Raw genomic sequence first — 21,700 nt, forward strand, 5'->3', positions numbered from 1 at the left:
GCCGGGCGCGCCGCTGCGGCGGCCAGCCGGATCGGTATGAAAAAGCCCCGCCGGAGCGGGGCTTTTCTGTACTACTCAGCGCACGCGTGCCATCACGCCGCCTGCAATGCCGCCGGGCGACGCAGGCTTGCCGCGCTGTTGTCCAGCTTGAACACCGCCACCGATTCGGTCAGTGCATACGCCTGTTCTTCCAGCGCGCGGCTGGCAGCGGTGGCTTCTTCCACGAGCGCCGCGTTCTGCTGGGTCACCTGGTCCATCTGCACGACCACCTGGTTGACCTGCTCGATGCCGGCGGCCTGTTCCTTGGTCGCGGCGGCGATGTCGCTCATCAGCTGATTGGTGCGCGAGCTGGCCTGGGTCAGGCGGGCGATCGCCGCTTCGGACTGCACGGTCACGCTCAGTCCGGTCTTGACCTTGCTGCTGGACTCGTCGATCAGGTCCTTGATCTCCTTGGCCGCCGTACCGGCACGCTGCGCCAGCGTGCGCACCTCGGTGGCCACGACCGCGAAACCGCGCCCGTTCTCACCGGCACGGGCCGCTTCCACCGCCGCGTTCAAGGCCAGGATGTTGGTCTGGAACGCGATGCCATCGATCACCGAGGAGATCTCGGAAATGCGCGCCGAGGACTGGTCGATCTCGCTCATGACGGCTGCCATCTGCGCGATGGCCTGCTCGGTTGCCTTGACCGCGGCACCGGCCGCATGGGCTTCGTGGTCGGCCTGGTTGGCCAGTTCGGCGTTCTGGCGGACTGTGGAGGTCAGCTCTTCCATCGAGGCAGCGGCCTCTTCCAGATTGGCCGCCTGCTGCTCGGTGCGGCGCGACAGATCGCTATGGCCTGCGGCCAGTTCCTGTGCGGCATCGTTGATGCTGCCGGCTGCCCCCTGGATCTGCTGCACGATGCCGGTCAGCTGGACAGCGGTTACCGTGGCATCGTCGCGCATCTGCGCGAACACACCTTCGTAGTGGCCGTCCATGCGCGAGGTCAGATCGCCGGTGGAGATCGCACGCAGCACCTGCGACAGGTCGGCGATGCTGCTCTGCGAGCTGGCCATCATCCCGTTCAACTGGGCGACCATCGCGCGGAACTGGAACTGGAAGCTCTGCTCGGTACCACGCACCGAGAAGTCGCCCGCACGTGCAGCCGACGCCAGCGTCTCGATCTGCTGATTGATCGCCATCAGGCTGTCCTTGACGGTCGCCATGGTGGTGGTCAGCACGGCCTTTTCGCCGGGATAGGTGTCCAGATCGCGGCTCAGGTCGCCGATCGCATAGCGCTGCATCACCTCGACCATGTGGAACTCCACGGCCACGTGTGACCCGACGAGCTCGTTGGTGGCGCGGATCATGCGTCCGAAATCGCCGGGGAAGGCGGCTTCGTCCATGCGGTAGCTGATGGCGCCGGCTTCATGCTGGCGGGCCATGTCCAGCTGGGCAGTGATCGCGCCCTGGACGGTCTGGCGGACCGTGGCCATGGCGTTGCCCAACTGGGTGATCTCATCGCGGCCGCCCAAGCGGAAGTCCTGCTCCAGGTCACCCTTGGCCATGCGGGTGGCCAGACCGACGGCGCGGGCCAGCGGGCCGGTCAGGCTGCGTCCGATCAGGATCGAGGCCGTGATACCGACCACCAGCGCGACCGCACCCAGCACCAGCAACTGCAGGAAGGTGCGCTCGCCCAGCCGGATCGCTTCGGCGGCGGCCTCGCGGCTCTGCTTTTCTTCATAGTCCACGCCATCGCCCAGCGCCTTGTTCCAGGCATTGGCGGCTTCCTGCACGGCGCCCAGGGTCAACGCAGTGGCAGACGCAAAATCCCCCTGCTTGAGCTGCTCGCTCATCTGCTTGTTGAGCGGGCGCGCGACCGCGCGGGCCGCCGCGATGGCGTCGCCGATCGCTTTGTCTTCGGCGCTGGTGGGCAACGCCTGGTAGGCGGCCCAGCTGGCTTCATAACGCTTCACCAGATCGGCGATGCGCACTTCGTCATCAGCCAAACGGTCGCCCTGGCGGATCAGCATCTCACGCCGCACCACCATCATCTGGTTGTTGGCATCAAGCATGTCCGACAGCATCCGGACCTTGGCCACATTGACCTCGACCACCTGCTGCATCGACTGTTTCTGTTCCGCGCTGCCGGTTGCGCCGATGGCGACGACCGCAGCCACCAGCAGCAACAACAGGCCGAAGCCCAGGCCAAGCCGCCAGACAACGCTGACGTTCCGCAAATAATCCATGACAACTTCCAAACGTGGGGGGTGCACTGGTATCGGCCTTCCCTGGACGGCCTTGATCCGTGGGCGTGTTGACGGGTGAATGGGTTCACGTAGTGGACACATTGGCCGGGCCGGTGCCCACACTCAGCCGCGCGTCAGGCTTTTCACGGCCGCTGCGCATGCCCGGCAGGCATGGTGGAAGCACGTCTCTCCTGGAATCGCCGATGACCCTTCGCCTGCACCAGATCGCCCGCCTGTCCGCCCTCGCCCTGGCGCTGGCCGCCCCTGTCTGGGCGGTCGCCCAGACGGCACCGGCCGCGGCACCGGCGACCGCCACGGCCGACACGCCGCTCGCCACCGGGCCGCGCTCGGACCTGCATGCCCAGGTGCTGCTGGACCGCGCGCACTTCTCTCCGGGGCAGATCGATGGCGAAGTGGGTTCCAACCAGAAGCGCGCCGTGTCCGGTTTCCAGGCCGCACGCGGGATCAAGGTGACCGGTGAGCTGGACGATGCGACCTGGAAGGCCCTGCAGCCGGACAGCGCCCCGCCGCTGGTGCGCTACACGCTGACCGCCGAGGATGTTGCCGGCCCGTTCCAGCCCGTGCCGAAGGGGCCGGCCGAACAGGCCAAGCTGACATCGCTGGGCTTCGGCTCGGTGGAAGAAGCACTGGGCGAACGCTTCCACGCCTCACCCGACCTGCTGAAGACGCTCAATCCCGGTGTGGACCTGGGCAAGGCCGGCAGCGTGATCCAGGTGCCGAACATCGCGGTCACGCCGCTGGCCAAGGCCAGCAAGCTGGTGATCGACAAATCCGACTCGACGCTGCGGCTGTTCGATGCCGACGGCAAGGTGTATGCGCAGTTCCCGGTGTCCTCGGGCAGCAAACATGACCCGTTGCCGATCGGCAAGTGGAAGATCCTCGGCATCTCGCGCGATCCGACCTTCCACTACAACCCCAAGCTGTTCTGGGACGCCAAGGCCGGCGACAGCAAGGCGGTGCTGCCACCGGGCCCAAACAATCCGGTCGGGGTGGTCTGGATCGACATTTCCAAGCCACATTACGGCCTGCACGGCACACCCGAGCCTGGCCACGTGGGCAAGACCGAGTCGCATGGCTGTGTGCGCCTGACCAATTGGGATGCGCTGCAGGTGGCCGATGCGGTGGATGCCTCCGTGCCCGTCGTGATGCAGGAGTAAGCGCATGAAGACCCTGCGACTGCTGGCGGTGGGCCTGGTGATCGGTGTGGTCGGCTATTGGTTGCTGGGGCCAGGGCCCTCGGCCCGCCTCGGCGCCGCCGAACCGGCGAAGGTGGGCTCGGCCACGAGTTCCACCCGTGCCGCACTCGACGCACCGCCGCCGCCATCCCCCCCGGCCCGCGCACCCGCACCGATCCCGACCACGCCCCTGCCGCCCGCGCCTGATGCGGGCGGTGTCGCACCGCCCCCTGCGGATGCCACCGGCGCCCTGTTGCTGCCGGTGCAGGGCATCCGTGCGGACCAGTTGCAGGACACCTTCACCGATGCGCGCAGCGAGGGCCGCGTCCACGATGCCATCGACATCCTGGCGCCGAACGGCACGCCGGTGCTGGCCGTCGCCGACGGCACCGTCGAGAAACTGTTCGACAGCGTGCGGGGCGGGCTCACCGTGTACCAGTTCGAACCGAGCGGTCGGTACTGCTATTACTACGCCCATCTGGACCGCTACGCCGACGGTCTGGCGGAGAAAAAGACGGTCAAGCGCGGTGAGGTGATCGGCTATGTCGGCAGCACGGGCAATGCCAGCCCGGAAGCGCCCCACCTGCATTTCGAGATCCATGTACTGGGCCCGGAAAAGCAGTGGTGGAAGGGCGAATCGATCAATCCGTACCCGGTGTTGAAGGGTCAGCAGGCGATTTGATCAAGGCGGGCCGCATGCCACGGCACCACGATGGCGGGCGTGGTCACAGCCGTCCGACGGCCGCGGGCAACCAGTAAAACTACTGGCGCGAATGCGGGATTTTGCCGTTGTCCCGATCTGCAGCGCAGCGGACACTGGCCGCTGACGGCACGCCTCGACCGCCACACCCGCTCTGGAGATGATTGTGATGATGATCGCGCACCGTGTTGCCCTGCTCCTGCTCTGCGCCGGTGCCGCAGCAAGCACCGCCGCAGCGCAGGACCTGCCCGCCACCGCACCGGACCGCTTCGCGATGCTGGATCGCAATGGCGATGGCAAGGTCAGCCGTGATGAGTACGACGGTGACGCGTTCTTCCGCCTGGTCGATGCGGATCACAACTACCGTGTGAGCGTCGATGAAGTGCAGGGGGTGCTCGGTCCGCAGCGTGATGGCGAGTTCTCGGCAGCCGAATGGGTGCGCATTGCCGATCAGAACGGCGACGGCGAACTGAGTGCCGAGGAAATGCGCCGCTCGTCAGAGATGCGTTTCCAGAGCCTGGATGCCAACCACGATGAGACTCTGGAACTGTCGGAACTGCAGATGGGCATCGGCCGGCGCTGACGCGGGCACGGGCGCGGCAACGAAAAAGCCCCGCTCACGCGGGGCTTTTCCTTACTGCTCCACACAATGCCGGGCATGCCCGGCACGGCGCACCTGATCAGGCGAACGGATCCTGCAGCACCATGGTGTGGTCGCGGTCCGGGCCGGTCGAGACGATGCTCACCGGGCAACCGGCCAGCTCTTCCAGCGCGCGCAGGTAAGCGCGGGCGGCCGGCGGCAGGTCGTCCCAGTTGGTGATGCCGTGGGTGTTCTCGGTCCAGCCCGGGAACTCCAGGTACACCGGCGTGCATTCTTCCCAGCCCTGCGCGTCCAGCGGCGCGTACTCGGTACGCTTGCCGCGGTATTCGTACGCGATGCAGACCTTCAGCTTTTCCATGCCGTCGAGCACGTCCAGCTTGGTGATGCACAGGCCGCTGATGCCATTGATGGCCACGGCGCGCTTGAGCGCGACGATGTCCATCCAGCCGCAGCGACGCGGGCGACCGGTCGAGGCGCCGTACTCGGCACCGCGGTCGCGGATGCCCTGGCCGACTTCATCGTCCAGCTCGGTCGGGAACGGGCCACCGCCGACGCGGGTCGCGTAGGCCTTGGCGATACCCAGCACGTAGTCGATCGCATCGGCGCCGACGCCGGCACCGGCCAATGCGCCACCGACGGTGGTGTTGGAGCTGGTGACGTACGGGTAGGTGCCGTGATCGATATCCAGCAGCGCGCCCTGGGCGCCTTCGAACAGCACGCGCTTACCCTGCTTGCGCAGGTCGTGCAGGATGCCGGCAACGTCGGACTTCATCGGCTCGACGTATTCGCCGAAGGCCAGCGCTTCGTCGTAGGTCTTCTGGAAGTCGACCGCGTCGGTCTTGAGATAATTGGTCAGCACGAAGTTGTGGTAATCCAGCGCGGTGCGCAGGAGTTCTTCCAGCTGGGCCGGGTAATGCAGGTCGGCGATGCGGATGCCGCGACGCGCCACCTTGTCTTCATACGCCGGGCCGATGCCACGGCCGGTGGTGCCGATCGCCTTGCCGCCGGCAGCGCGTTCGCGCGCCTGGTCCAGGGCGATGTGGTACGGCATGATCAGCGGCGCGGCCGGGGAGATCTTCAGGCGCGAACGGACTTCCACACCGGAGGTTTCCAGCTCGGCGATTTCCTTCTGCAGCGCGGCCGGCGAGATCACCACGCCGTTGCCGATCAGGCACAGCGCGTCTTCACGCAGGATGCCCGACGGAATCAGGTGCAGCACGGTCTTCTTGCCATTGATGACCAGCGTGTGGCCGGCATTGTGGCCGCCCTGGAAGCGCACGACAGCGCCGATTTCCTCGGTGAGCAGATCGACGATCTTGCCCTTGCCTTCATCGCCCCACTGGGCACCCAACACGACAACTGACTGACCCATGACGGGTAACTCCTGGTTTTTGTGCGGCCATCGGGGCCGCGGGTTTGGGACCCTGCCGGGGTGGCCGCTCAGCGCGGGGTGGCGGGCTCCAGCGGGGAGCGCGCCGACGCTGGGGTACCCAGACACGGAAAAAGCCGGACGAGTGACTCTGAAACAGAGTGCCCGTCCGGCTTTTGTGCATTATCCGGGTTTCCGATGGCCGCTGCCACCCCGGGGGCCGGTGGACTTCACCGGCCGGTCAGAACCGCCGCCTGGGTCGTGTCGGCCAGCGGCCGGCACGACCCACCAGCGCATGGCGGTAACCCGCTCAGTGCTTGAGCCACCACAGGGTGGTCAGGCCCGCCAACAGGATCACCCCGCCCCAGGTGCGCAGGGCGCTGCTGCGCAGCATCAGCAGCTGCTCGGCCATCCGCTTCCAGGCCAGCGGGGCGGCGAACAGGAACAGGCCTTCGAGCACGGCGACCAGGCACAGGGCCGAGAACAGATCTTTCATGACATCTCCACAAACAAAACGGGGACCCGGTCTGCACCGGGTCCCCGTGGATGACTACCGCCTGCGGCCTCAGCGATCGCTCTTGAGGTACTGCAGGAACGGGTCGTTCTTGTCGAGCACGATCACGCCGTTGCCGTCGGTCATGGAGCCACGGTAGGCCTCCAGGCTGCGGTAGAAGGCGTAGAACGAGGGGTCAGCCGAGCCGGCCTTGCCGTAGATGCGGGCGGCATCGGCATCGCCGGCACCGCGCAGCTGCTGGGCATCGCGCTCGGCTTCGGCCACGATCACGGTGCTCTCGCGGTCGGCCTGGGCACGGATGGTCAGCGACTGCTCTTCACCCTCGGCGCGCAGCTTGGCCGCTTCCTGCTTACGCTGGGCGCGCATGCGCTCGTACACATCGTTGATCACCTGGCTGTCGGTCGGCAGGTCGATCTGCTTGATGCGCAGGTCGATGATCTGCATGCCGAGCGCCTTGACCGACTCGTTGATGCCGGTCAGCTGGTTGGCGATCAGTTCGCTGCGATCCCCGGACACCAGCTGCTGCAACGAACGCGAGTTGATCTGGTTGCGCAGCGAGTCGGTGATGATCGGGGCCAGACGGGCATTGGCCACGCGGGCATCGCCGCCGGTCGCACGGAAGTACGCGCGCACGTCGGAGATGTAACCGATCGCGAAGAAGTCGACGCTGACGTCCTTCTGCTCGGCGGTGAAGTAACGCGCCGGGGCGGTATCGAGCACCTGGAAGCGGCGATCGAACACGCGCACCGTTTCCACCAGCGGCACCTTGAAGTGCAAGCCCGGCTTGATGTCCGCACGGACCACCTTGCCCAGGTTCAGCACCATCGCGGTCTGGTCCTCACGGACCACGTAAACCGAACCCAGCAGGCCGAGCAGGACCGCTACGGCCAGACCAATCCACAGTGAACTTCTCATCGGCTGCCCTCCTCACGACCGGTCGGGCGCGTCGTCGGACGCTCCGCATTGCGAACGCCATCCACGGCCGTGCTGGCAGGCAGCGACGGCAGCATGACTTCCGGGGTCACCGCCGGAGCGGCATTGGTGCTGGTGCGGTTGTCGCCCGGCATCGGCACGTAGATCAGCTGGCGGCCATCGCCACCGATGATCTTGCGGTTCTCCGAGAGCACCTTCTGCACCGTTTCCAGCCACAGGCGCTTGCGCGTGACTTCCGGGGCGTCCTTGTACTGGACCTGCAGCAGGCTGAAGCGCTCGGCATCACCCTCGGCCTTGGCGACCACGGCCTGCTTGTAGCCTTCGGCGGTGGTACGGGCCCGTGAGGCCTGGCCGCGCGCTTCGGGAACCACCTTGGCGGCGTAGGCCTGGGCTTCGTTGATCAGCCGCTCCTTGACCTGCTGGGCACCGTTGACCTCATCGAAGGCCGGCTTGACCTCCTCGGGCGGACGGGCATCGGGCAGGGTCAGGCCGGTCACCGACAGACCGGTGCGGTAGCTGCCGAGCGAGGCCTGCAGGCGCTCTTCGGCGGCCACGGCCAGCGGGCCGCGGTTGTTCAGCACGTTGTTGAGGTCGGCACGGCCGACCTGCTCACGCACCGCGCTCTGCGCGGTCTGTTCCAGCACCTGGTCGGCATCGACCGAGCCGAACAGGTACAGGCGCGGATCGTCGATGCGGTACTGGACGTTAAGCGAGACGTTGACGATGTTCTCGTCGCGGGTCAGGACCGGCACCTGGCTGCTGAACGTCTTGATCTCGGTGGCATTGACCTTGGTCACCGATTCCAGCGGCCAGGGCAGCTTGAAGTTCGGGCCAGGCTGCAGGATGCGATGGAATTGACCGAAGCGCAGCACGACGCCGCGTTGCTGTTCGCCGATCAGCTGGAAGCTGGAGAACAGCAGCAGCAACACCGCAGCCACTGCAACCCAGCGCAGGATGCCGCCATCGAACAGGTCTTTCAGCGGACCGGGCAAACCGCCCCAACCGCCGCCATTGCCGCCACCGCGAGGACCGAACGGTCCACGTCGATTCTCGTCGGGGCCTTGTCCGCCCTTGTTGCCGCCGGGTGTATTCCAGGCCATGCACGCTCCATCAAGGTAAGGTTGCCTGCGGGCCACTCCCGCACCGTCAACCGTTAAAACGTTGTCGATTCTACTAGATGGGGCAGATCGACAGGATTGGAAGGGGTCACGCATCTCCGGGAACGATTCATAACTGCATTCGCGAGGGCCCATGAGGGTCCCCGCACCCCGGAGCAGCAGGTAAGGTGGCGTTTTCCCCCGTCAGGCATCTTCATGGCAATTCCCGACCGGTTCAACGCTTTCCGCATCCACCAGGACGATACCGGCTACCATGCCGGGCTGGAACCGATCGGCCTGGACCAGCTCAACCCCGGCGAGGTGGTCCTCCGCGCGCACTGGTCCTCGGTCAACTATAAAGATGCGTTGGCCGGCACCGGCAAGGGCAAGATCCTGCGGCGCTTCCCGCTGGTCGGTGGTATCGACGTGGCCGGCACCGTGGTCGCTTCGACCGACCCGGCCTACCGCGAAGGCGATGCGGTGCTCGCCACCGGGTGCGGGCTGAGCGAGACCCGCGATGGCGGCTACAGTCCGTATGTGCGCCTGGCCGCCAGTGCGGTGATCCCCCAGCCGGCTGGGCTGAGCCCGCGCGAGGCGATGATCCTGGGCACGGCCGGCTTCACCGCGGCGCTGGCCCTGGTGCGGATGCTGGACAACCGGCAGACCCCCGCCCACGGGCCGCTGGCAGTGACCGGGGCCACCGGCGGGGTCGGCTCGCTGGCGGTGGATATCTTCACCCGGGCCGGTTTCGAGGTGCATGCGATCAGCGGCAAGGCCGACCAGGCTGGCTATCTGCGGGGCCTGGGGGCCCGCGAGGTTCTGCCGCGTGAGGTGCTGGCGACCTCCCGACCGCTGGAATCAGCGCGCTTCGGCGGCGGGCTGGACAATGCCGGCGGCGCGATGCTGACCAGCCTGCTGGCGCAGACCGTGCCCTACGGTTCGGTGGTCAGTGCCGGTCTCGCCGCCAGCCCGGCACTGGACATGACAGTAATGCCCTTCATCATCCGCGGCGTGTCGCTGCTGGGCGTTTCGTCCTCCAGCGCACCGCGTGATCGGCGCGAAGCGGTCTGGGACAAGCTGGGCGGCGCGTGGAAGCCGGCGCATCTGGAGACGATCTGCACCGGCGAGGTCGGGCTGGATGGCCTGCCCGCGGCGTTCGACACCCTGCTCGCGGGCGGCAACCACGGCCGCACGGTGGTACGAATCGACTGAGCGTGGCAGCCGGGCGACGGACGGCACGCCCGGCGCTTCACGACGGTGCGAGGCCCGCACTACACTGCGGGCATCACACGGGGAACACCATGGCACGCATTCTGATCGTCGACGATTCACCGTCGCAGCTGTTGGGGATACAGCGGATCGTCGAAAAACTCGGGCACGAGATCCTGACCGCCACCGATGGCGCCGCCGGGGTGGAAACGGCCAAGGCCGAGCTGCCCGATCTGGTGCTGATGGACGTGGTCATGCCCAACCTCAATGGCTTCCAAGCGACCCGCACGCTGGCACGCGACGCCTCGACCAAGCACATCCCGGTGATCCTGGTGACCACCAAGGACCAGGACACCGACCGCATGTGGGGCATGCGCCAGGGCGCCAAGGCCTATATCACCAAGCCGTTCTCGGAAGACGAGCTGTCCGAGGTGCTGGAGCGCGTTTTCAGCCACCAGGAACCGCCGACGGCGTGAGCTGATGGCACGGTGAGCCGACCAACGGTCGGCTTCTACCGCGAAGGCAATCGCGGCCACCCCGGTAGACACCGACCGTTGGTCAGTGCGCAACGATGACCCGGACGCCGCGCACCACCTGCCTCAGACCTTCTCGCCGAATGCCTTGGCCAGCGTCTTGTACGCTTTCTTCTGCGCCTCATCGGTGGGCGCCGGCGCAATGATCTCCAGCTCCACGATCTGATCGCCATCCGGGTTGCCCGGCAGGCCGCGGCCACGCAGGCGCAGCTTGCGGCCGGCATCGGACTCGGCCGGCACCTTCAGCTCCACCGCACCGCCCAGGGTCGGCACGCTGATGCTGGTGCCCAGCGCGGCCTGCCACGGGGTCACCTGCAGGGTGTACAGAATGTTGCGGCCATCCACCTCGAACTGCGGGTGCTCGGCGTATTCCACTTCCAGCAGCAGGTTGCCGCCACCGGTGCCCTGCCCGCCCAGCCGGATCACCTGGCCCGGGCGGATGCCCTTGGGCACGCGCACATCCAGCTGCTTGCCGCCCACGTTGATGCGCAGGCTGTCGCCCTGGTAGGCGGCCTCCAACGGCACCGACAGCTTGGCACGGGTATCGCGGGTCGGCTGCGGGCCCTGGCTGGCGCCGCCGAAGCCACTGGCGCGGCCACCGCCACCGCCGCGCTGGCGCGCGAACAGGCTCTCGAAGAAATCGCTGAAGCCGCCGCCACCGGCGCCGCCACCAAACACCTCTTCGAAGTCATAGCCCTGGCCACCGCCGTAGTTCGGCGGGGTATGGAACTCCTCGCCGGGCCGGTAGCCCTGCGCCTTGAGCTGGTCATAGGCCGCGCGCTTCTGCGGATCGCGCAGCGCCTCGTAAGCCTCGTTGACCGCCTTGAACTTGTCCTCGGCCCCGGCTTCCTTGCTCACATCCGGGTGGTACTTGCGCGCCAGGCGGCGGTACGCGGTCTTGATCTCAGCATCGCCCGCGGTGGGTTCCACCCCGAGCGTGGCGTAGTAATCCTTGAATTCCATCCAAACACCTCGACTAAGTTCGGCCACCCGCGTGGGCGGGCGCCGTCCGCGCAATTCTAGCCGCTGCGGACCGGCCCACCGTGACGCCGGGCGCGAATGATCCTGCGCAATGCGGCGGACATCCCGGACGGCTACGCTGCCCCCGTGGCCCGCCTTTCCCGCTACAGATGGGTCTGCACGGCGGCTTTTCAACGTGTTGACATGGCCATCCCATGCCCCTCACTACCCTGCCTGTGTCCAAGGAGTCCGCATGACCATCCACGTTGGCGACCGCATTCCCGAAGTCACCCTCAAGCGCATCCGCGAGGGCATGGAGACCATCGATACCCATGCCCTGTTCGATTCGCGCAAAGCGGTGCTGTTCGGCGTGCCCGGCGCATTCACCCCGACCTGTTCGGCCCGGCACCTGCCCGGCTTCATCGAGCAGTTCCCCGAATTCCGCCACCGCGGGATCGAAGTGTTCTGCATGGCGGTCAACGACCCGTTCGTGATGAAGGCCTGGGGCGAGAGCCAGCAGGTGCCCGACGGCCTGCAGCTGCTGTCTGACGGCAATGGGGAGTTCACCCGTGCGCTGGGCCTGGAAATGGATGCCAGCAGCTCGGGCATGGGCATCCGCTCGCGCCGCTTCGCGCTGTACGTCGAAGACGGTGTCGTGCGCGAGACCTTCATCGAGGAACCCGGAAAATTCGAGGTGTCTTCGGCGCAGTACGTGCTGGAGCATCTCCCCCGCTAGACCCACGCAACAGAGGAACCCGGCCAGCCATGTCAAAGCCAGCCAAGAACACCCCGAACGCCGCCCCGGACAACACCCGTCCGCCGGGCATCAGCGACACCGCCACCCTGCGTGCCAAGGCCCGCAAGGACATCGAAGATGGCGCCATCACCGACAGCTACAGCGCCGACCGCGAAGCGGTGATCAAGCTGCTCAACGATGCGCTCGCCACCGAGTACGTGTGCGTGCTGCGCTACTACCGCCATTACTTCATGGCCAAGGGCATGCTCGCCGATTCGATCAAGGCCGAGTTCCTGGAACACGCACAGCAGGAACAGGCGCACGCCGGCAAGCTGGCCGAACGCATCGTGCAGCTGGGCGGCGAGCCGGACCTCAATCCGGACACACTCACCGCGCGCTCGCATGCCGAGTACAAGGAAGGCAGCGACCTGCGCGACATGGTCCGCGAGAACCTGATTGCCGAGCGCATCGCGATCGACAGCTACCGCGAGATGATCAACTTCGTGGGCGACAAGGACACCACGACCAAGCGCATCCTCGAAGAGATCCTGGCGCAGGAAGAAGAACACGCCGACGAGTTCGCCGACCTGCTGGACGGCTGGATCGGGGAGTAATGTTGGACGGTAGTGCCGGCCCACGGCCGGCACTGCCAGACCCTGCGCACCGCATGATCAGCGCAGGATCCGGAACCGCACCTGCGTCCAGGCACCGTCAGCAGCGAGCGCGGTCAACGTGTGCTCACCCACCTCATCAAAATCGCGCTGGAACAGTCGCGCCCCTTCGGTGCGGGCAATCCAGCGGTCATCCAGCAACCAATCCACCGTTGATTCGTTGCCCAGTGCACGCAGCTGCAGGCGCACGCCGTGCTCGGCATTCGGTGCGCGTGCGAGGGTGGCGCGGTCGTTGAGCCCCTCGATATGCAGGGTGCCGCCACTCTCGCGGCCGTCGGCGCTGCAGTCCGGGGACAATGCAGGCAACTGCGAGGCCTGGCGCTGGGCCTGTGGCAACCACGGCGACAACAGCGCTGGCCAGCGCGCGATCTCACGCGGCTCCGCCGCATGCGGCCGGCTGCACTCCGGCGACAGCCGCAGCCCCGAGCGCGCATCCACCTGGAAACGCTGCAGCCCCGGCTGCCACAGCCGCGCCTCGCGTTCGGCGAAGGTCGGCGGCACGACCCCGTCCAGCACGAAGGCCGGCATCCGGCGTTGGCACAGGGGCGCTGCGGTCTGCTCTACCAAGCCGCCGGTCGGCCAGCAGATCTCGGCCTGCGCCACGCTCGCCGGCATCGGCGCCGCACTGGCATCGCCGGCCTGGCGCGGCAGACTGTCGATCACTTCGAACATCAGCGGCAGGGCGGTCACCGCACCGTATTGGCCGGGCAGCGGCGTGCCATCCGGGCGCCCCACCCAGACGCCTACCGTGTAATGGCGCGTCGTGCCGATCGCCCAGGCATCGCGGTAGCCGTAACTGGTGCCGGTCTTCCAGGCCACACGTGGGCGGCCGGTGACATCGAAGGTGCCGGTGCCGTAGCCCGGGCGTGGATTGGACTCGAGCACCTCGCGGGTGATCCACGCCGCGCCGGGGGACATCAGACGCCGCTCTATCACCGCATCCTCGGCGGTGTAGCGCACCCGCCCGGCGATGCCGTTGCGGTTGAACGCGGCGAAGGTGCCGACCAGATCCTCCAGCCGCGCACCGGTGCCGCCGAGAATCAGCGAGAGATTGGGCGCACTGCCATGCGGAAAGCGCAGGTTGATGCCCGCATGCGACAGGCGTGCGGCAAAACGCGCCGAGCCGACCCGATCCAGCAGGTCCACCGCCGGCACGTTGAGCGACAACCGCAGGGCCGTGGCGGCACTGACCGGCCCATTGAATGCCGCATCGAAGTTGCCCGGCCGGTAGCCACCGAAGCTCTGCGGCGCATCCACCATCAGGCTTTCCGAATGGATCAGGCCATCATCCAGCGCCATGCCATACAGGAACGGCTTGAGCGTGGAACCCGGTGAGCGCCACGCCTGCACCATGTCCACATGGCCGAGCCGCTGCTTGTCGCCGAACGCCACCGAACCGACGTAGGCACGTGCCTCCAGTGTGCGGTTGTCCACCACCAGCAATGCCGCCGAGGTGCGCTCGGGCAGCTGCGAAAAGTAGGACGACACACGCTCTTCCAGCGTGCGCTGCAGGCCGATATCCAGCGTGCTCTCGATCCGCGCCGCCCGCGGCTGTGCCGAGCGCAGCCGCTGGGCGAGCAGCGCCGCATGCAGCGGGGGCTGCAGCGCGCGCGTGACCACCGGCTCGATGCGCGCATCGTCGACCTCCTCGCGTGACCACACACCGAGTGACACCATCCGCTCTAGCACCTTGTCGCGCGCCCGCTGTGCCGCCTCCGGGTGGCGATCCGGGCGCAACCGGCTGGGCGACTGCGGCAGCACCGCCAGCAACGCCGCCTCGGCATGCGACAACTGCGAGGCCGGCTTGCCCAGATAGGCCCAGCTCGCCGCCTCCACGCCTTCAATGGTGCCGCCATACGGTGCGCGTTCCAGGTACAGGCCGAGGATCTGCGCCTTGCTCAGGTGCAGTTCCAGCTGCACCGCGCGCAGCAGCTGCTTGGCTTTTCCCCACGGCGTGCGCGTATGCGGATCGAGAATCCGCGCAACCTGCATGGTCAGCGTCGAACCGCCGGAGACAATCCGTTGTTCGAACAGCCATTGCTTGCCGGCGCGTAGCAGGCCCCACGGGTTGATGCCGGGATGCCGCCAGAACCAGCGGTCTTCGTAGTTCAGCAGTGCCTGCAGATACCGCGGCGAGACGCTGTCGGCCGAGGCCGGATAACGCCACACCCCGTCGGCATCGGCGAAGGCGCGCAGTGGCGTGCCATCGCGCGCAACCACCAGGGTGCTGGTGTCGCGCTGCCTGGGCAGCGGTGGCGGGAACGCGAGGTCCAGCGCCAGCAGCAGTGTGAGCAGCGCAGCCGTACCCCATCGCAGGTACGGCAGCACGCCGCGCAGCACCGACGCCCACCACGGCTTGGAGAAAAGAGACGTCATGTCGATTCAGCAGCGAGGCAGGCGGGCCGTCATCGCGACGGCCCGCTCTGCGATCAGGGCTGCACCACGGTCAGCGAGGCCGGGAGGCTGCGCCCCACCCCGCGCAGGTCGGGACGGTACATGTCCTCCACCAGCGGCGGTGGCACGCGGTAGGTGCCCGGCGTGACCGCACGCACCAGGTAGAACACCTTCGCGGTGCTGCCCCGCGAGAGTTTCAGCGCGGCCACGTAGCGGTCGTCGCGGAACTCCTCGTGCTTGATGTTGGCCGCATCGCCACGATCGTTGACGCTCAATCCGTCGACCACCACATCGGCCCACTGCTTGGCATCGCCCAGGTTGAAGTTCTCGATCTCCAGCCCGGCCGGCAACAGATCGGTCAGCAGGGCGTCGCGCATGTCCACGTTCGGGGTGACACTGACCCGCACGATCAGGGCCTCGCCTTCCTTCAGCGGACGCGGCGTCCACGGCTTGCCGTCGGTGGTGTACCAGCTGCGCTCCACGCCGAGCGTGCGGCTGTCCGGTTCCGGCGGGTTGCGCGGAATGCCGGCCACTTCCAGACTGGCGAACATCGGCGGCTCCCCCTGCGGGGTGAAGCGCACGCCTTTGGCCAGCGCGGCGTAGTCGAAGCTGCGGCCGAACATGCGCCGTGCCGAGATGCTCTCGCTCTCGCCACCCACCACCAGTTCGCCGGAGACCAGTTTCTTCTGGTTGGCCGACAACGCCTTGCCCATGCGGGCCAGCGCCACCTGCTCCTGGGTGCTCAGCCACATCCAGCCACTGTTGCGGCGGGCATCCAGCGCGCGGCCGAGATCGACCGCGCGTGCATCGTAGGCGGGCTTGGACAACTTGCGCTCGTGCAGCAGCGCGATCATCAGCGCGTCATCGCGCACCGCGCTGCCGTAATCGCCGAAGTAGGCCGGGCGGTCAGCCGCGCTCTTGGCAAAGCCGGCGGCAATGGCCGCATCGCCGCGCTTGTGGTCGCCCTGCAGGGACAGCGCGATGCCCAGGTGCACCAGCGACAGGCCGGTCAGCGACTTGCTGCGTTCGTTGTCGTACAGCGCGCGCAGGGTACCCAGCGGTGCACGGTTGACCCGGGCCAGCACGTAGCCCGAATAGGCCTGGTTGGCGAATTTCAGGTTCTCGCGGCGATCCTCGCCATAGAACTGGTTGCCGCCGGACAGCAGATCCTCGCTCAGGCGGTTCAGCGCCTTCTGCAGCACGTTGTCCGGTACCGCGAAGCCGGCGTCCTTGGCGTCGAGCAGGAACTCGGCGATGTACGGCGTCAGCCACGGATTGATGTAGCCGTCGTCACCCCACATCGAGAAGTTGCCGTTGGCCACCTGCATCGAGGCCAGGCGACCGAAGGCACCTTCCATGCGCTCGCGGCGGGTCTTGGCATCCAGCCCGTCCGCGCCGAGCATGGCCGAGGTCGCCTCATCCAGCATCAGCGCGGCGTAACCCTTGCTGGTGGTCTGCTCGGCGCAGCCATACGGATAGTTGAGCGCGCCGTTCAAGGCACTGGCGAACGGAATCGGCGGCAGCGCGCTAACCAGCATGCGTGCGGTCACCGAGTCGTTCATCAGGCCATCGGCCAGCCCGGCCTCCATCGTGACGGCGGCCAGCGGATCCAGCGTGCGGGTCTGCGCGCGCAGCACCTGCGGCCACGCCGCGCGCACCGGCAGGTCATAGCGGCGATCGACCTTGAAGCCGTTGCCGTCCACGCGCACGCGCACCTTGGCCACTGTGTAGCCCTCGCGCGCGGTCAGCGGGAAGCTCAGCGTGCTCTTGGCATCCGCGTTGAGCTTGAGTGTGCGGCTGGATTCGCCCAGGGTCAGCGGCCCGATACCATCGACCTGCACCTTGAACTCGCCCGGCGTGCCGGTGAAGTTCTGCACGTCCAAGGTCACGGTGCTGGTATCGCCGGGCGCCATCACGCGCGGCATGCTGGCTTCGGCCAGGATCGGCGCGCGCACCACGGTCTCCACATCACGCTTGCCGTACTGGTCATCGGCGTAGACCAGCGCCGAGACGCGCAGCGTGCCGTTGAAATCCGGCACCTTCAACGCGATCCGCGCAATGCCCTTGGCATCGAGCTTCACCGGGCCGGAGAACAGGTCCACCGTCTGCACGCGCGCGGTCGGGCGCTTGGCCTGCGGCATCGCCGCCAGCGCCATGTCGCCACCGAACTTCAGCTTGCCGCTGCTGCCGTCGAAGCTCTCGATCACGCGGCTGTAGATGTCATACGCATCCACACCCAGGCGACGCTGCGCGAAGAAGTGCGCGGCGGCATCGGGAACCGGGAAGCGGGTGATGTTGAGGATGCCCACATCGACGGCCGAGACGGTCACATGCGCGACCTTGCCGGCCAGCTGCGGGGCACTCACGGTGACCGGCAGCGTCTGCTCCGGGCGCATCTGCTTGGGGGCCACCAAGCCGACCGCGATCTGCCGCGCCTTGCGGTCCATCGGCACATGCACCACGCCGACCGCACGGGCCGGGGTGATCTTGCTCGGGGCACTGCCGCCACGGAACACCAGTGCCGTGATGTAGACGTCGTGACGTTCCCATTCGGCCGTGACCGGAATGTCGTAGGTGCTGCCCGGCTTGGCGTCGATATCCTGGACGTAGAGCATCTTGTCGCTCTCGACCATCAGCACGCCCTTGCCGGCATGCGGCGGGGTGACGGTGACGCGCACGGTATCGCCGGCTTTGTAGCCGGTCTTGTCCAGCGCCAGCTTGACCTTGTCCGGGCGTGCATCCAGGCCGCGGTTGTCGTCGTTCCAGCTCCAGCCGGCATTGAAGGGGTAGCGGCTGGTCAGCCCGGTGGCCGGATCGAACACGTCCAACCGGTACTCGCCCCACTCCACCGGGAAATCAACGCCGACCGCCGCACTGCCGGCATCGACGGTGCGGGTGTCCTTGTTCTCGAAGCGGCGGGTGAAGTCGTAATCCCAGCGGTTGTCGTTGAAGGTCCAGTGGTAATCGCGCAGCTCGCGCACCAGCGTGACCTTCAGGCCCTTGGCCGGCTGCGGCTTGCCTGCCGCGTCCACGCGCATCAGTTCGAAGCGCGCATTGCTGTTGGCATCGGCGCCGTCCTTGGGATCGAACAGCGGGCGTACACCCACCAGCGCCGGGGCCGGCCACATCACCCGCTTCAGGGTGCGGGTCACGGTGCGCCCACCGGTTTCATACACGCTGCCGGACAGCACCACGGCGATCGGCGCGGTCGGCTTCACTTCCGCCGGCAGCTCCACGTCCTGGCGCAGTTTGCCGTCGGCCGGGAATTCGGTATCGATGACGTCGCGCGCCTCGCGCGGCAGCGCGGTGGTCGGGTCGCCAAAGAAGTAGCCCGGCAGCGACTCGACCGGCGACTGCTCGGCCGCTACGGCCAATCGCGCGGTGAAGCGGTTGCCGTCAGCCGGCGCACCGTACAGATACGCCGCATCGGCCTGCAGCTTGAGCGGCTCGCCCGGCTTGAGCGTCTTCTGCGCGCTGTCCAGATCCAGCTTCATGCGCTCGGGCAGGAACTCCTCGATGCGCAGGGTCATGCCCTGGATCGCTTCCTTGCTGGCCGGGTTGGTGCGGAACTCCACCTGCCAGCGCCCGGTCGGCGCCTCGGCCGGGATCAGCTGCTCGAAGCTGAAGTAGCCCTGCTCGCCCGGGGTCAGGCGGGTCTCGCGGAAGGTCTTGCCGTCGGGCTGCTTCAGGCGCAGGAAGACGGGCTGTGGCTTCACCGGCTTGCCATCGTTGTCACGCAGCAGGGCGGAAATGCGCACAGTCTCGCCGGGACGGTACAGGTCGCGGCCCGACCAGGTGAACACGTCGAACCAGGCGTTGTCGCGCCCGGCCACGGCGAACTCGCTCAGGTCCAGCGCGGGCTGGTTGAACGGCAGCATGGAGGTATCGCCGCCACTGCTGGCGATCAGCACATGGCTGGCATCGAGGGTGTAATTGAGCAGCGCATTGCCGTTGCCATCGGTCGCGCCCTTGAGCACCACCTCACCCTTGCCATCGAGGATACGCAGCTCGATCTTCTTCAACGACGCCCCGCTCTGCAGCGAGGCGGTGTGCACGAACAGCGTGTCCTTGTAGGCACGCGTATGCAGGCCGATGTCGCTGACGGTGAAGAAGGCGGTGTCGTACTCGCCTTCGAACGAGCCGCTGCGCTTCATCACCGCGAAATACAGGCCGGGCTGCTGCAGCTCCTTGATGTCCTGCGTGGGCAGGTAGGTGAGCACGCGCTCGTTCTGCTTGCCGCCGATCACGAAGCGGTTGACGTACACCGGCTCGGCCAACTGCGACATCGGCGTCTTGTCGCCGTACTCGCTCTCCAGCTCCCAGCTGCCGCGGCGGCCGCCGCGCTGGTACTGGCTGAAGAAGTTCGGCAGTTCCTTCTCGCGCACGCGCAGGAACTCCACGTCCACTTCCGGCACGTTGACCGACACCACCGGCAGGCCACGGCTGTCCTTGGCCGGCAGCACGCTGCCCTGGGAGGCGAACCCGGCCACCGGCTTGAGCTCGCCGGTGAAGACCTTCTGGCGCAGCTCCTTGCCGATCCGGCTGCCATCGGCGGCGAGCAGGTCGGGCGAGACGATCAGCGAGTATTCCTTGGCCGCCTCCACGAACGGATAGCGCAGGGTCTTGCCGTCATCGGACAGCGACCAGCTGCTGTCCTCGGTGCCGACCTTCTCGGCAAAGCGGACCAGCGCGTCGAAATCCTGGGTGCCGACCAGCGGGCGTGAGAACTCCAGCGCCAGCGACAGGCCGTCGCTCTTCTGATCCGGGTAGGCCCGGACCAGGGTGAACTCGGTGACCGCCTCGGCCTTGGCCGTGATCGGCGCGCCGGACGGTGCGGGCAGCTGGCCGCTGTCGTTGCGCTTGCAACCCCCGACGCCGATGGCCAGGCCGGCGACCAGCGCCAGGCCCGCGATTCCCTTCCAGCTCCACTGCCCGAACCGACTGCGGCTAGCCATGACGTCACTCCTTGAACAAGGCGGCCAGTATACGGGCCGTCCCGGCCCGTCCGGGGGCGGGGATCTTTGGCGATCCAAGGCGTCATGGTGGGCGGGCAGGTGCGCCGCGGGCGGCGGCGGACGGCAGCCGACCAACGGTCGGCTCTACCCGGCGACGTAGAGGTCGACGTACTCATGCACCGGCATCGCCTCCAGCGCGACCGGGTCCAGCGACGACTCCAGGATCCTGCGCTGCTGCACGGTCGGGAACACCCCGGCCAGGTGACGGCGGAATTTGTCCTCCAGCAGCGGGATGCCCTCGGCCCGGCGCCGGGCGTGGCCCAGCGGGTACTCGACCACGGCCTCCATCGTGCTGCCATCGGAGAAGGTCACATGCAGCGCGTTGGCGATGCTGCGCTTGTCCGGGTCCAGGTAGTCGGCCGTGAACTGCGGCGCTTCCACGCAGGTGATCTTCGCCCGCAGCGGATCGATGCGCGGATCGGCCGCCACGTCATCCTCGTAGTCCTCGGCAACCAGCCGGCCGAAGATCAGGCCGATCGCCACCATGTACTGCACGCAGTGATCGCGGTCGGCCGGGTTATGCAGCGGACCGGGTTTGTCGATGATGCGCAGGCAGGCCTGCTGGGTGCGCAGGGTGATCTGCGCGATGTCTTCGCTGCGTTTGCCGCTGGCGCGCATCTGAGCGTGCACCTGCATCGCCGCTTCGACCGCGGTCTGGCCATGGAACTCGGCCGGATAGCTGATCTTGAACAGCACGTTCTCCATCACGTAGCTGCCGTACGGTCGCTGGAAGCGGAACGGCTGCCCGCCGAAGGAGACATCGTAGAAGCCCCAGGTCGGCGCGGTCAGCGCACTGGGATAGCCCATCTCACCGGCCGCGGCCATCAGCGACAGGCGCACCGCACGGCTGGTGGCATCGCCCGCCGCCCAGCTCTTGCGCGAGCCGGTGTTGGGCGCGTGCCGGTAGGTGCGCAGCGACTGTCCATCCACCCAGGCCAGCGACAAGGCATTGAGCATGCGCTCGCGATCCAGGCCAAGCATGTGCGACACCACCGCGGTGGAGGCGACCTTGACCAGCACCACGTGGTCCAACCCGACCCGGTTGAACGCATTCTCGAGCGCCAGGCAGCCCTGGATTTCATGCGCCTTGACCATCGCCTCCAGCACATCGCGCATGGTCAGCGGTGCCCGCCGCAGCGCCTCGGCATTGCGGCTGAGCCAATCGGCGGTGGCGAGGATGCCACCGAGGTTATCGGACGGATGTCCCCACTCCGCCGCCAGCCAGGTGTCGTTGAAATCCAGCCAGCGGATCATCGCGCCGATGTTGAACGCGCCCTGCACCGGATCAAGCTCGAAGCGCGTCCCTGGCACCCGCGCGCCGTTGATCACCTGCATGCCGGGTACCAGCGGCCCGAGCAGCTTGCTGCAGGCCGGGAACGAAAGCGCCGCCAACCCGCAGCCCAGCGTATCGATCAAGCAGTGCCGCGCGGTGGTGTACGCCAGCGGCGAGCTGACCTGGTAATCGCGGACGTAATCGACGATGTCGGTCAGGACCGTGTCCCAGGCGGGGCGCTGGTTGCTGTGGCTGTCATGACCGGACATCGCGA

At 67.3% G+C, this 21,700-nt stretch carries 16 protein-coding genes; 7 read left to right on the forward strand and 9 right to left on the reverse strand.

Going from position 1 to position 21,700, the window contains the following annotated elements; translation table 11 throughout:
• Positions 1–92: 92 nt before the first annotated feature.
• Positions 93–2,225: a methyl-accepting chemotaxis protein gene (locus ABE463_RS11760; protein WP_346468287.1), complete on the reverse strand. Its 2,133-nt coding sequence runs from the start codon at positions 2,223–2,225 to the stop codon at positions 93–95.
• A gap of 203 nt (positions 2,226–2,428) precedes the next feature.
• Between ABE463_RS11760 and ABE463_RS11765 the strand changes: the two genes are divergently transcribed.
• The 3 genes from ABE463_RS11765 (at position 2,429) to ABE463_RS11775 (ending at position 4,704) form a co-directional block, all read left to right on the forward strand.
• Positions 2,429–3,403, forward strand: coding sequence for a L,D-transpeptidase (locus ABE463_RS11765; RefSeq protein ID WP_346468288.1), 975 nt, complete (start codon positions 2,429–2,431; stop codon positions 3,401–3,403).
• 4 nt (positions 3,404–3,407) lie between these two features.
• On the forward strand, positions 3,408–4,103 hold the full coding sequence (locus ABE463_RS11770) for a M23 family metallopeptidase (RefSeq protein WP_346468289.1): 696 nt from the start codon (positions 3,408–3,410) through the stop codon (positions 4,101–4,103).
• 190 nt (positions 4,104–4,293) lie between these two features.
• Positions 4,294–4,704 (forward strand): hypothetical protein, encoded by a 411-nt coding sequence (locus ABE463_RS11775; protein ID WP_346468290.1) that lies wholly within the window; start codon positions 4,294–4,296, stop codon positions 4,702–4,704.
• A gap of 97 nt (positions 4,705–4,801) precedes the next feature.
• Here the strand turns inward: ABE463_RS11775 and ABE463_RS11780 are convergent, their stop codons facing one another.
• From ABE463_RS11780 to hflK, 4 genes are all read right to left on the reverse strand, one after another.
• Entirely contained in the window at positions 4,802–6,094 is a 1,293-nt protein-coding gene (locus tag ABE463_RS11780; RefSeq protein WP_088432983.1) for an adenylosuccinate synthase, read from the reverse strand.
• Positions 6,095–6,401: 307 nt separating this feature from the next.
• On the reverse strand, positions 6,402–6,587 hold the full coding sequence (locus ABE463_RS11785) for a DUF2065 family protein (protein WP_121038863.1): 186 nt from the start codon (positions 6,585–6,587) through the stop codon (positions 6,402–6,404).
• Between the two features lie 69 nt (positions 6,588–6,656).
• Positions 6,657–7,520 (reverse strand): protease modulator HflC, encoded by an 864-nt coding sequence (locus tag ABE463_RS11790; RefSeq protein WP_019186091.1) that lies wholly within the window; start codon positions 7,518–7,520, stop codon positions 6,657–6,659.
• Positions 7,517–8,638, reverse strand: a complete 1,122-nt coding sequence (gene hflK / locus ABE463_RS11795; RefSeq protein ID WP_259259501.1) for an FtsH protease activity modulator HflK — start codon at positions 8,636–8,638, stop codon at positions 7,517–7,519. The genes ABE463_RS11790 and hflK overlap by 4 nt, the downstream gene beginning before the upstream one ends.
• A gap of 213 nt (positions 8,639–8,851) precedes the next feature.
• Between hflK and ABE463_RS11800 the strand changes: the two genes are divergently transcribed.
• Together ABE463_RS11800 and pilH are read left to right on the forward strand one after the other, a co-directional pair.
• On the forward strand, positions 8,852–9,847 hold the full coding sequence (locus ABE463_RS11800; protein ID WP_346468291.1) for a YhdH/YhfP family quinone oxidoreductase: 996 nt from the start codon (positions 8,852–8,854) through the stop codon (positions 9,845–9,847).
• Between the two features lie 89 nt (positions 9,848–9,936).
• Positions 9,937–10,320, forward strand: coding sequence for a twitching motility response regulator PilH (gene pilH / locus ABE463_RS11805; RefSeq protein ID WP_123730488.1), 384 nt, complete (start codon positions 9,937–9,939; stop codon positions 10,318–10,320).
• A 123-nt stretch (positions 10,321–10,443) separates the two neighbouring features.
• On the opposite strand, the gene ABE463_RS11810 is transcribed toward pilH, so the two are convergent.
• The gene (locus tag ABE463_RS11810; protein ID WP_123730487.1) at positions 10,444–11,340 is read right to left on the reverse strand and encodes a DnaJ C-terminal domain-containing protein; all 897 of its coding nucleotides are present in this window, start codon (positions 11,338–11,340) and stop codon (positions 10,444–10,446) included.
• Positions 11,341–11,590: 250 nt separating this feature from the next.
• Between ABE463_RS11810 and ABE463_RS11815 the strand changes: the two genes are divergently transcribed.
• Together ABE463_RS11815 and ABE463_RS11820 are read left to right on the forward strand one after the other, a co-directional pair.
• Complete coding sequence (locus ABE463_RS11815; RefSeq protein ID WP_102788119.1) at positions 11,591–12,073, forward strand: peroxiredoxin; 483 nt, start codon at positions 11,591–11,593, stop codon at positions 12,071–12,073.
• A 29-nt stretch (positions 12,074–12,102) separates the two neighbouring features.
• Entirely contained in the window at positions 12,103–12,687 is a 585-nt protein-coding gene (locus ABE463_RS11820) for a ferritin-like domain-containing protein (protein WP_259259498.1), read from the forward strand.
• A gap of 57 nt (positions 12,688–12,744) precedes the next feature.
• On the opposite strand, the gene pbpC is transcribed toward ABE463_RS11820, so the two are convergent.
• From pbpC to ABE463_RS11835, 3 genes are all read right to left on the reverse strand, one after another.
• Positions 12,745–15,120, reverse strand: coding sequence for a penicillin-binding protein 1C (gene pbpC / locus ABE463_RS11825; RefSeq protein ID WP_346468292.1), 2,376 nt, complete (start codon positions 15,118–15,120; stop codon positions 12,745–12,747).
• A 53-nt stretch (positions 15,121–15,173) separates the two neighbouring features.
• Positions 15,174–20,093 carry an alpha-2-macroglobulin gene (locus ABE463_RS11830; RefSeq protein ID WP_346468293.1) on the reverse strand — a complete coding sequence of 1,640 codons (4,920 nt, stop codon included), beginning with the start codon at positions 20,091–20,093 and terminating at the stop codon, positions 15,174–15,176.
• Between the two features lie 144 nt (positions 20,094–20,237).
• A complete protein-coding gene (locus ABE463_RS11835) occupies positions 20,238–21,695 on the reverse strand; it encodes a bifunctional 2-methylcitrate dehydratase/aconitate hydratase (protein ID WP_346468294.1) in 1,458 nt (485 codons plus the stop codon).
• Positions 21,696–21,700 lie beyond the last annotated feature (5 nt).

The organism is Stenotrophomonas sp. TWI819 (assembly GCF_039673075.1).
Taxonomy (GTDB): Bacteria; Pseudomonadota; Gammaproteobacteria; order Xanthomonadales; family Xanthomonadaceae; genus Stenotrophomonas; species Stenotrophomonas rhizophila_B.

What these genes read in the sequence shown, in the direction of transcription:
- ABE463_RS11760 (WP_346468287.1), bottom strand. Translation starts at nt 2,225, where the DNA reads ATGGATTATTTGCGGAACGTCAGCGTTGTCTGGCGGCTTGGCCTGGGC.
- ABE463_RS11765 (WP_346468288.1), top strand. Translation starts at nt 2,429, where the DNA reads ATGACCCTTCGCCTGCACCAGATCGCCCGCCTGTCCGCCCTCGCCCTG.
- ABE463_RS11770 (WP_346468289.1), top strand. Translation starts at nt 3,408, where the DNA reads ATGAAGACCCTGCGACTGCTGGCGGTGGGCCTGGTGATCGGTGTGGTC.
- ABE463_RS11775 (WP_346468290.1), top strand. Translation starts at nt 4,294, where the DNA reads ATGATCGCGCACCGTGTTGCCCTGCTCCTGCTCTGCGCCGGTGCCGCA.
- ABE463_RS11780 (WP_088432983.1), bottom strand. Translation starts at nt 6,094, where the DNA reads ATGGGTCAGTCAGTTGTCGTGTTGGGTGCCCAGTGGGGCGATGAAGGC.
- ABE463_RS11785 (WP_121038863.1), bottom strand. Translation starts at nt 6,587, where the DNA reads ATGAAAGATCTGTTCTCGGCCCTGTGCCTGGTCGCCGTGCTCGAAGGC.
- ABE463_RS11790 (WP_019186091.1), bottom strand. Translation starts at nt 7,520, where the DNA reads ATGAGAAGTTCACTGTGGATTGGTCTGGCCGTAGCGGTCCTGCTCGGC.
- hflK (WP_259259501.1), bottom strand. Translation starts at nt 8,638, where the DNA reads ATGGCCTGGAATACACCCGGCGGCAACAAGGGCGGACAAGGCCCCGAC.
- ABE463_RS11800 (WP_346468291.1), top strand. Translation starts at nt 8,852, where the DNA reads ATGGCAATTCCCGACCGGTTCAACGCTTTCCGCATCCACCAGGACGAT.
- pilH (WP_123730488.1), top strand. Translation starts at nt 9,937, where the DNA reads ATGGCACGCATTCTGATCGTCGACGATTCACCGTCGCAGCTGTTGGGG.
- ABE463_RS11810 (WP_123730487.1), bottom strand. Translation starts at nt 11,340, where the DNA reads ATGGAATTCAAGGATTACTACGCCACGCTCGGGGTGGAACCCACCGCG.
- ABE463_RS11815 (WP_102788119.1), top strand. Translation starts at nt 11,591, where the DNA reads ATGACCATCCACGTTGGCGACCGCATTCCCGAAGTCACCCTCAAGCGC.
- ABE463_RS11820 (WP_259259498.1), top strand. Translation starts at nt 12,103, where the DNA reads ATGTCAAAGCCAGCCAAGAACACCCCGAACGCCGCCCCGGACAACACC.
- pbpC (WP_346468292.1), bottom strand. Translation starts at nt 15,120, where the DNA reads ATGACGTCTCTTTTCTCCAAGCCGTGGTGGGCGTCGGTGCTGCGCGGC.
- ABE463_RS11830 (WP_346468293.1), bottom strand. Translation starts at nt 20,093, where the DNA reads ATGGCTAGCCGCAGTCGGTTCGGGCAGTGGAGCTGGAAGGGAATCGCG.
- ABE463_RS11835 (WP_346468294.1), bottom strand. Translation starts at nt 21,695, where the DNA reads ATGTCCGGTCATGACAGCCACAGCAACCAGCGCCCCGCCTGGGACACG.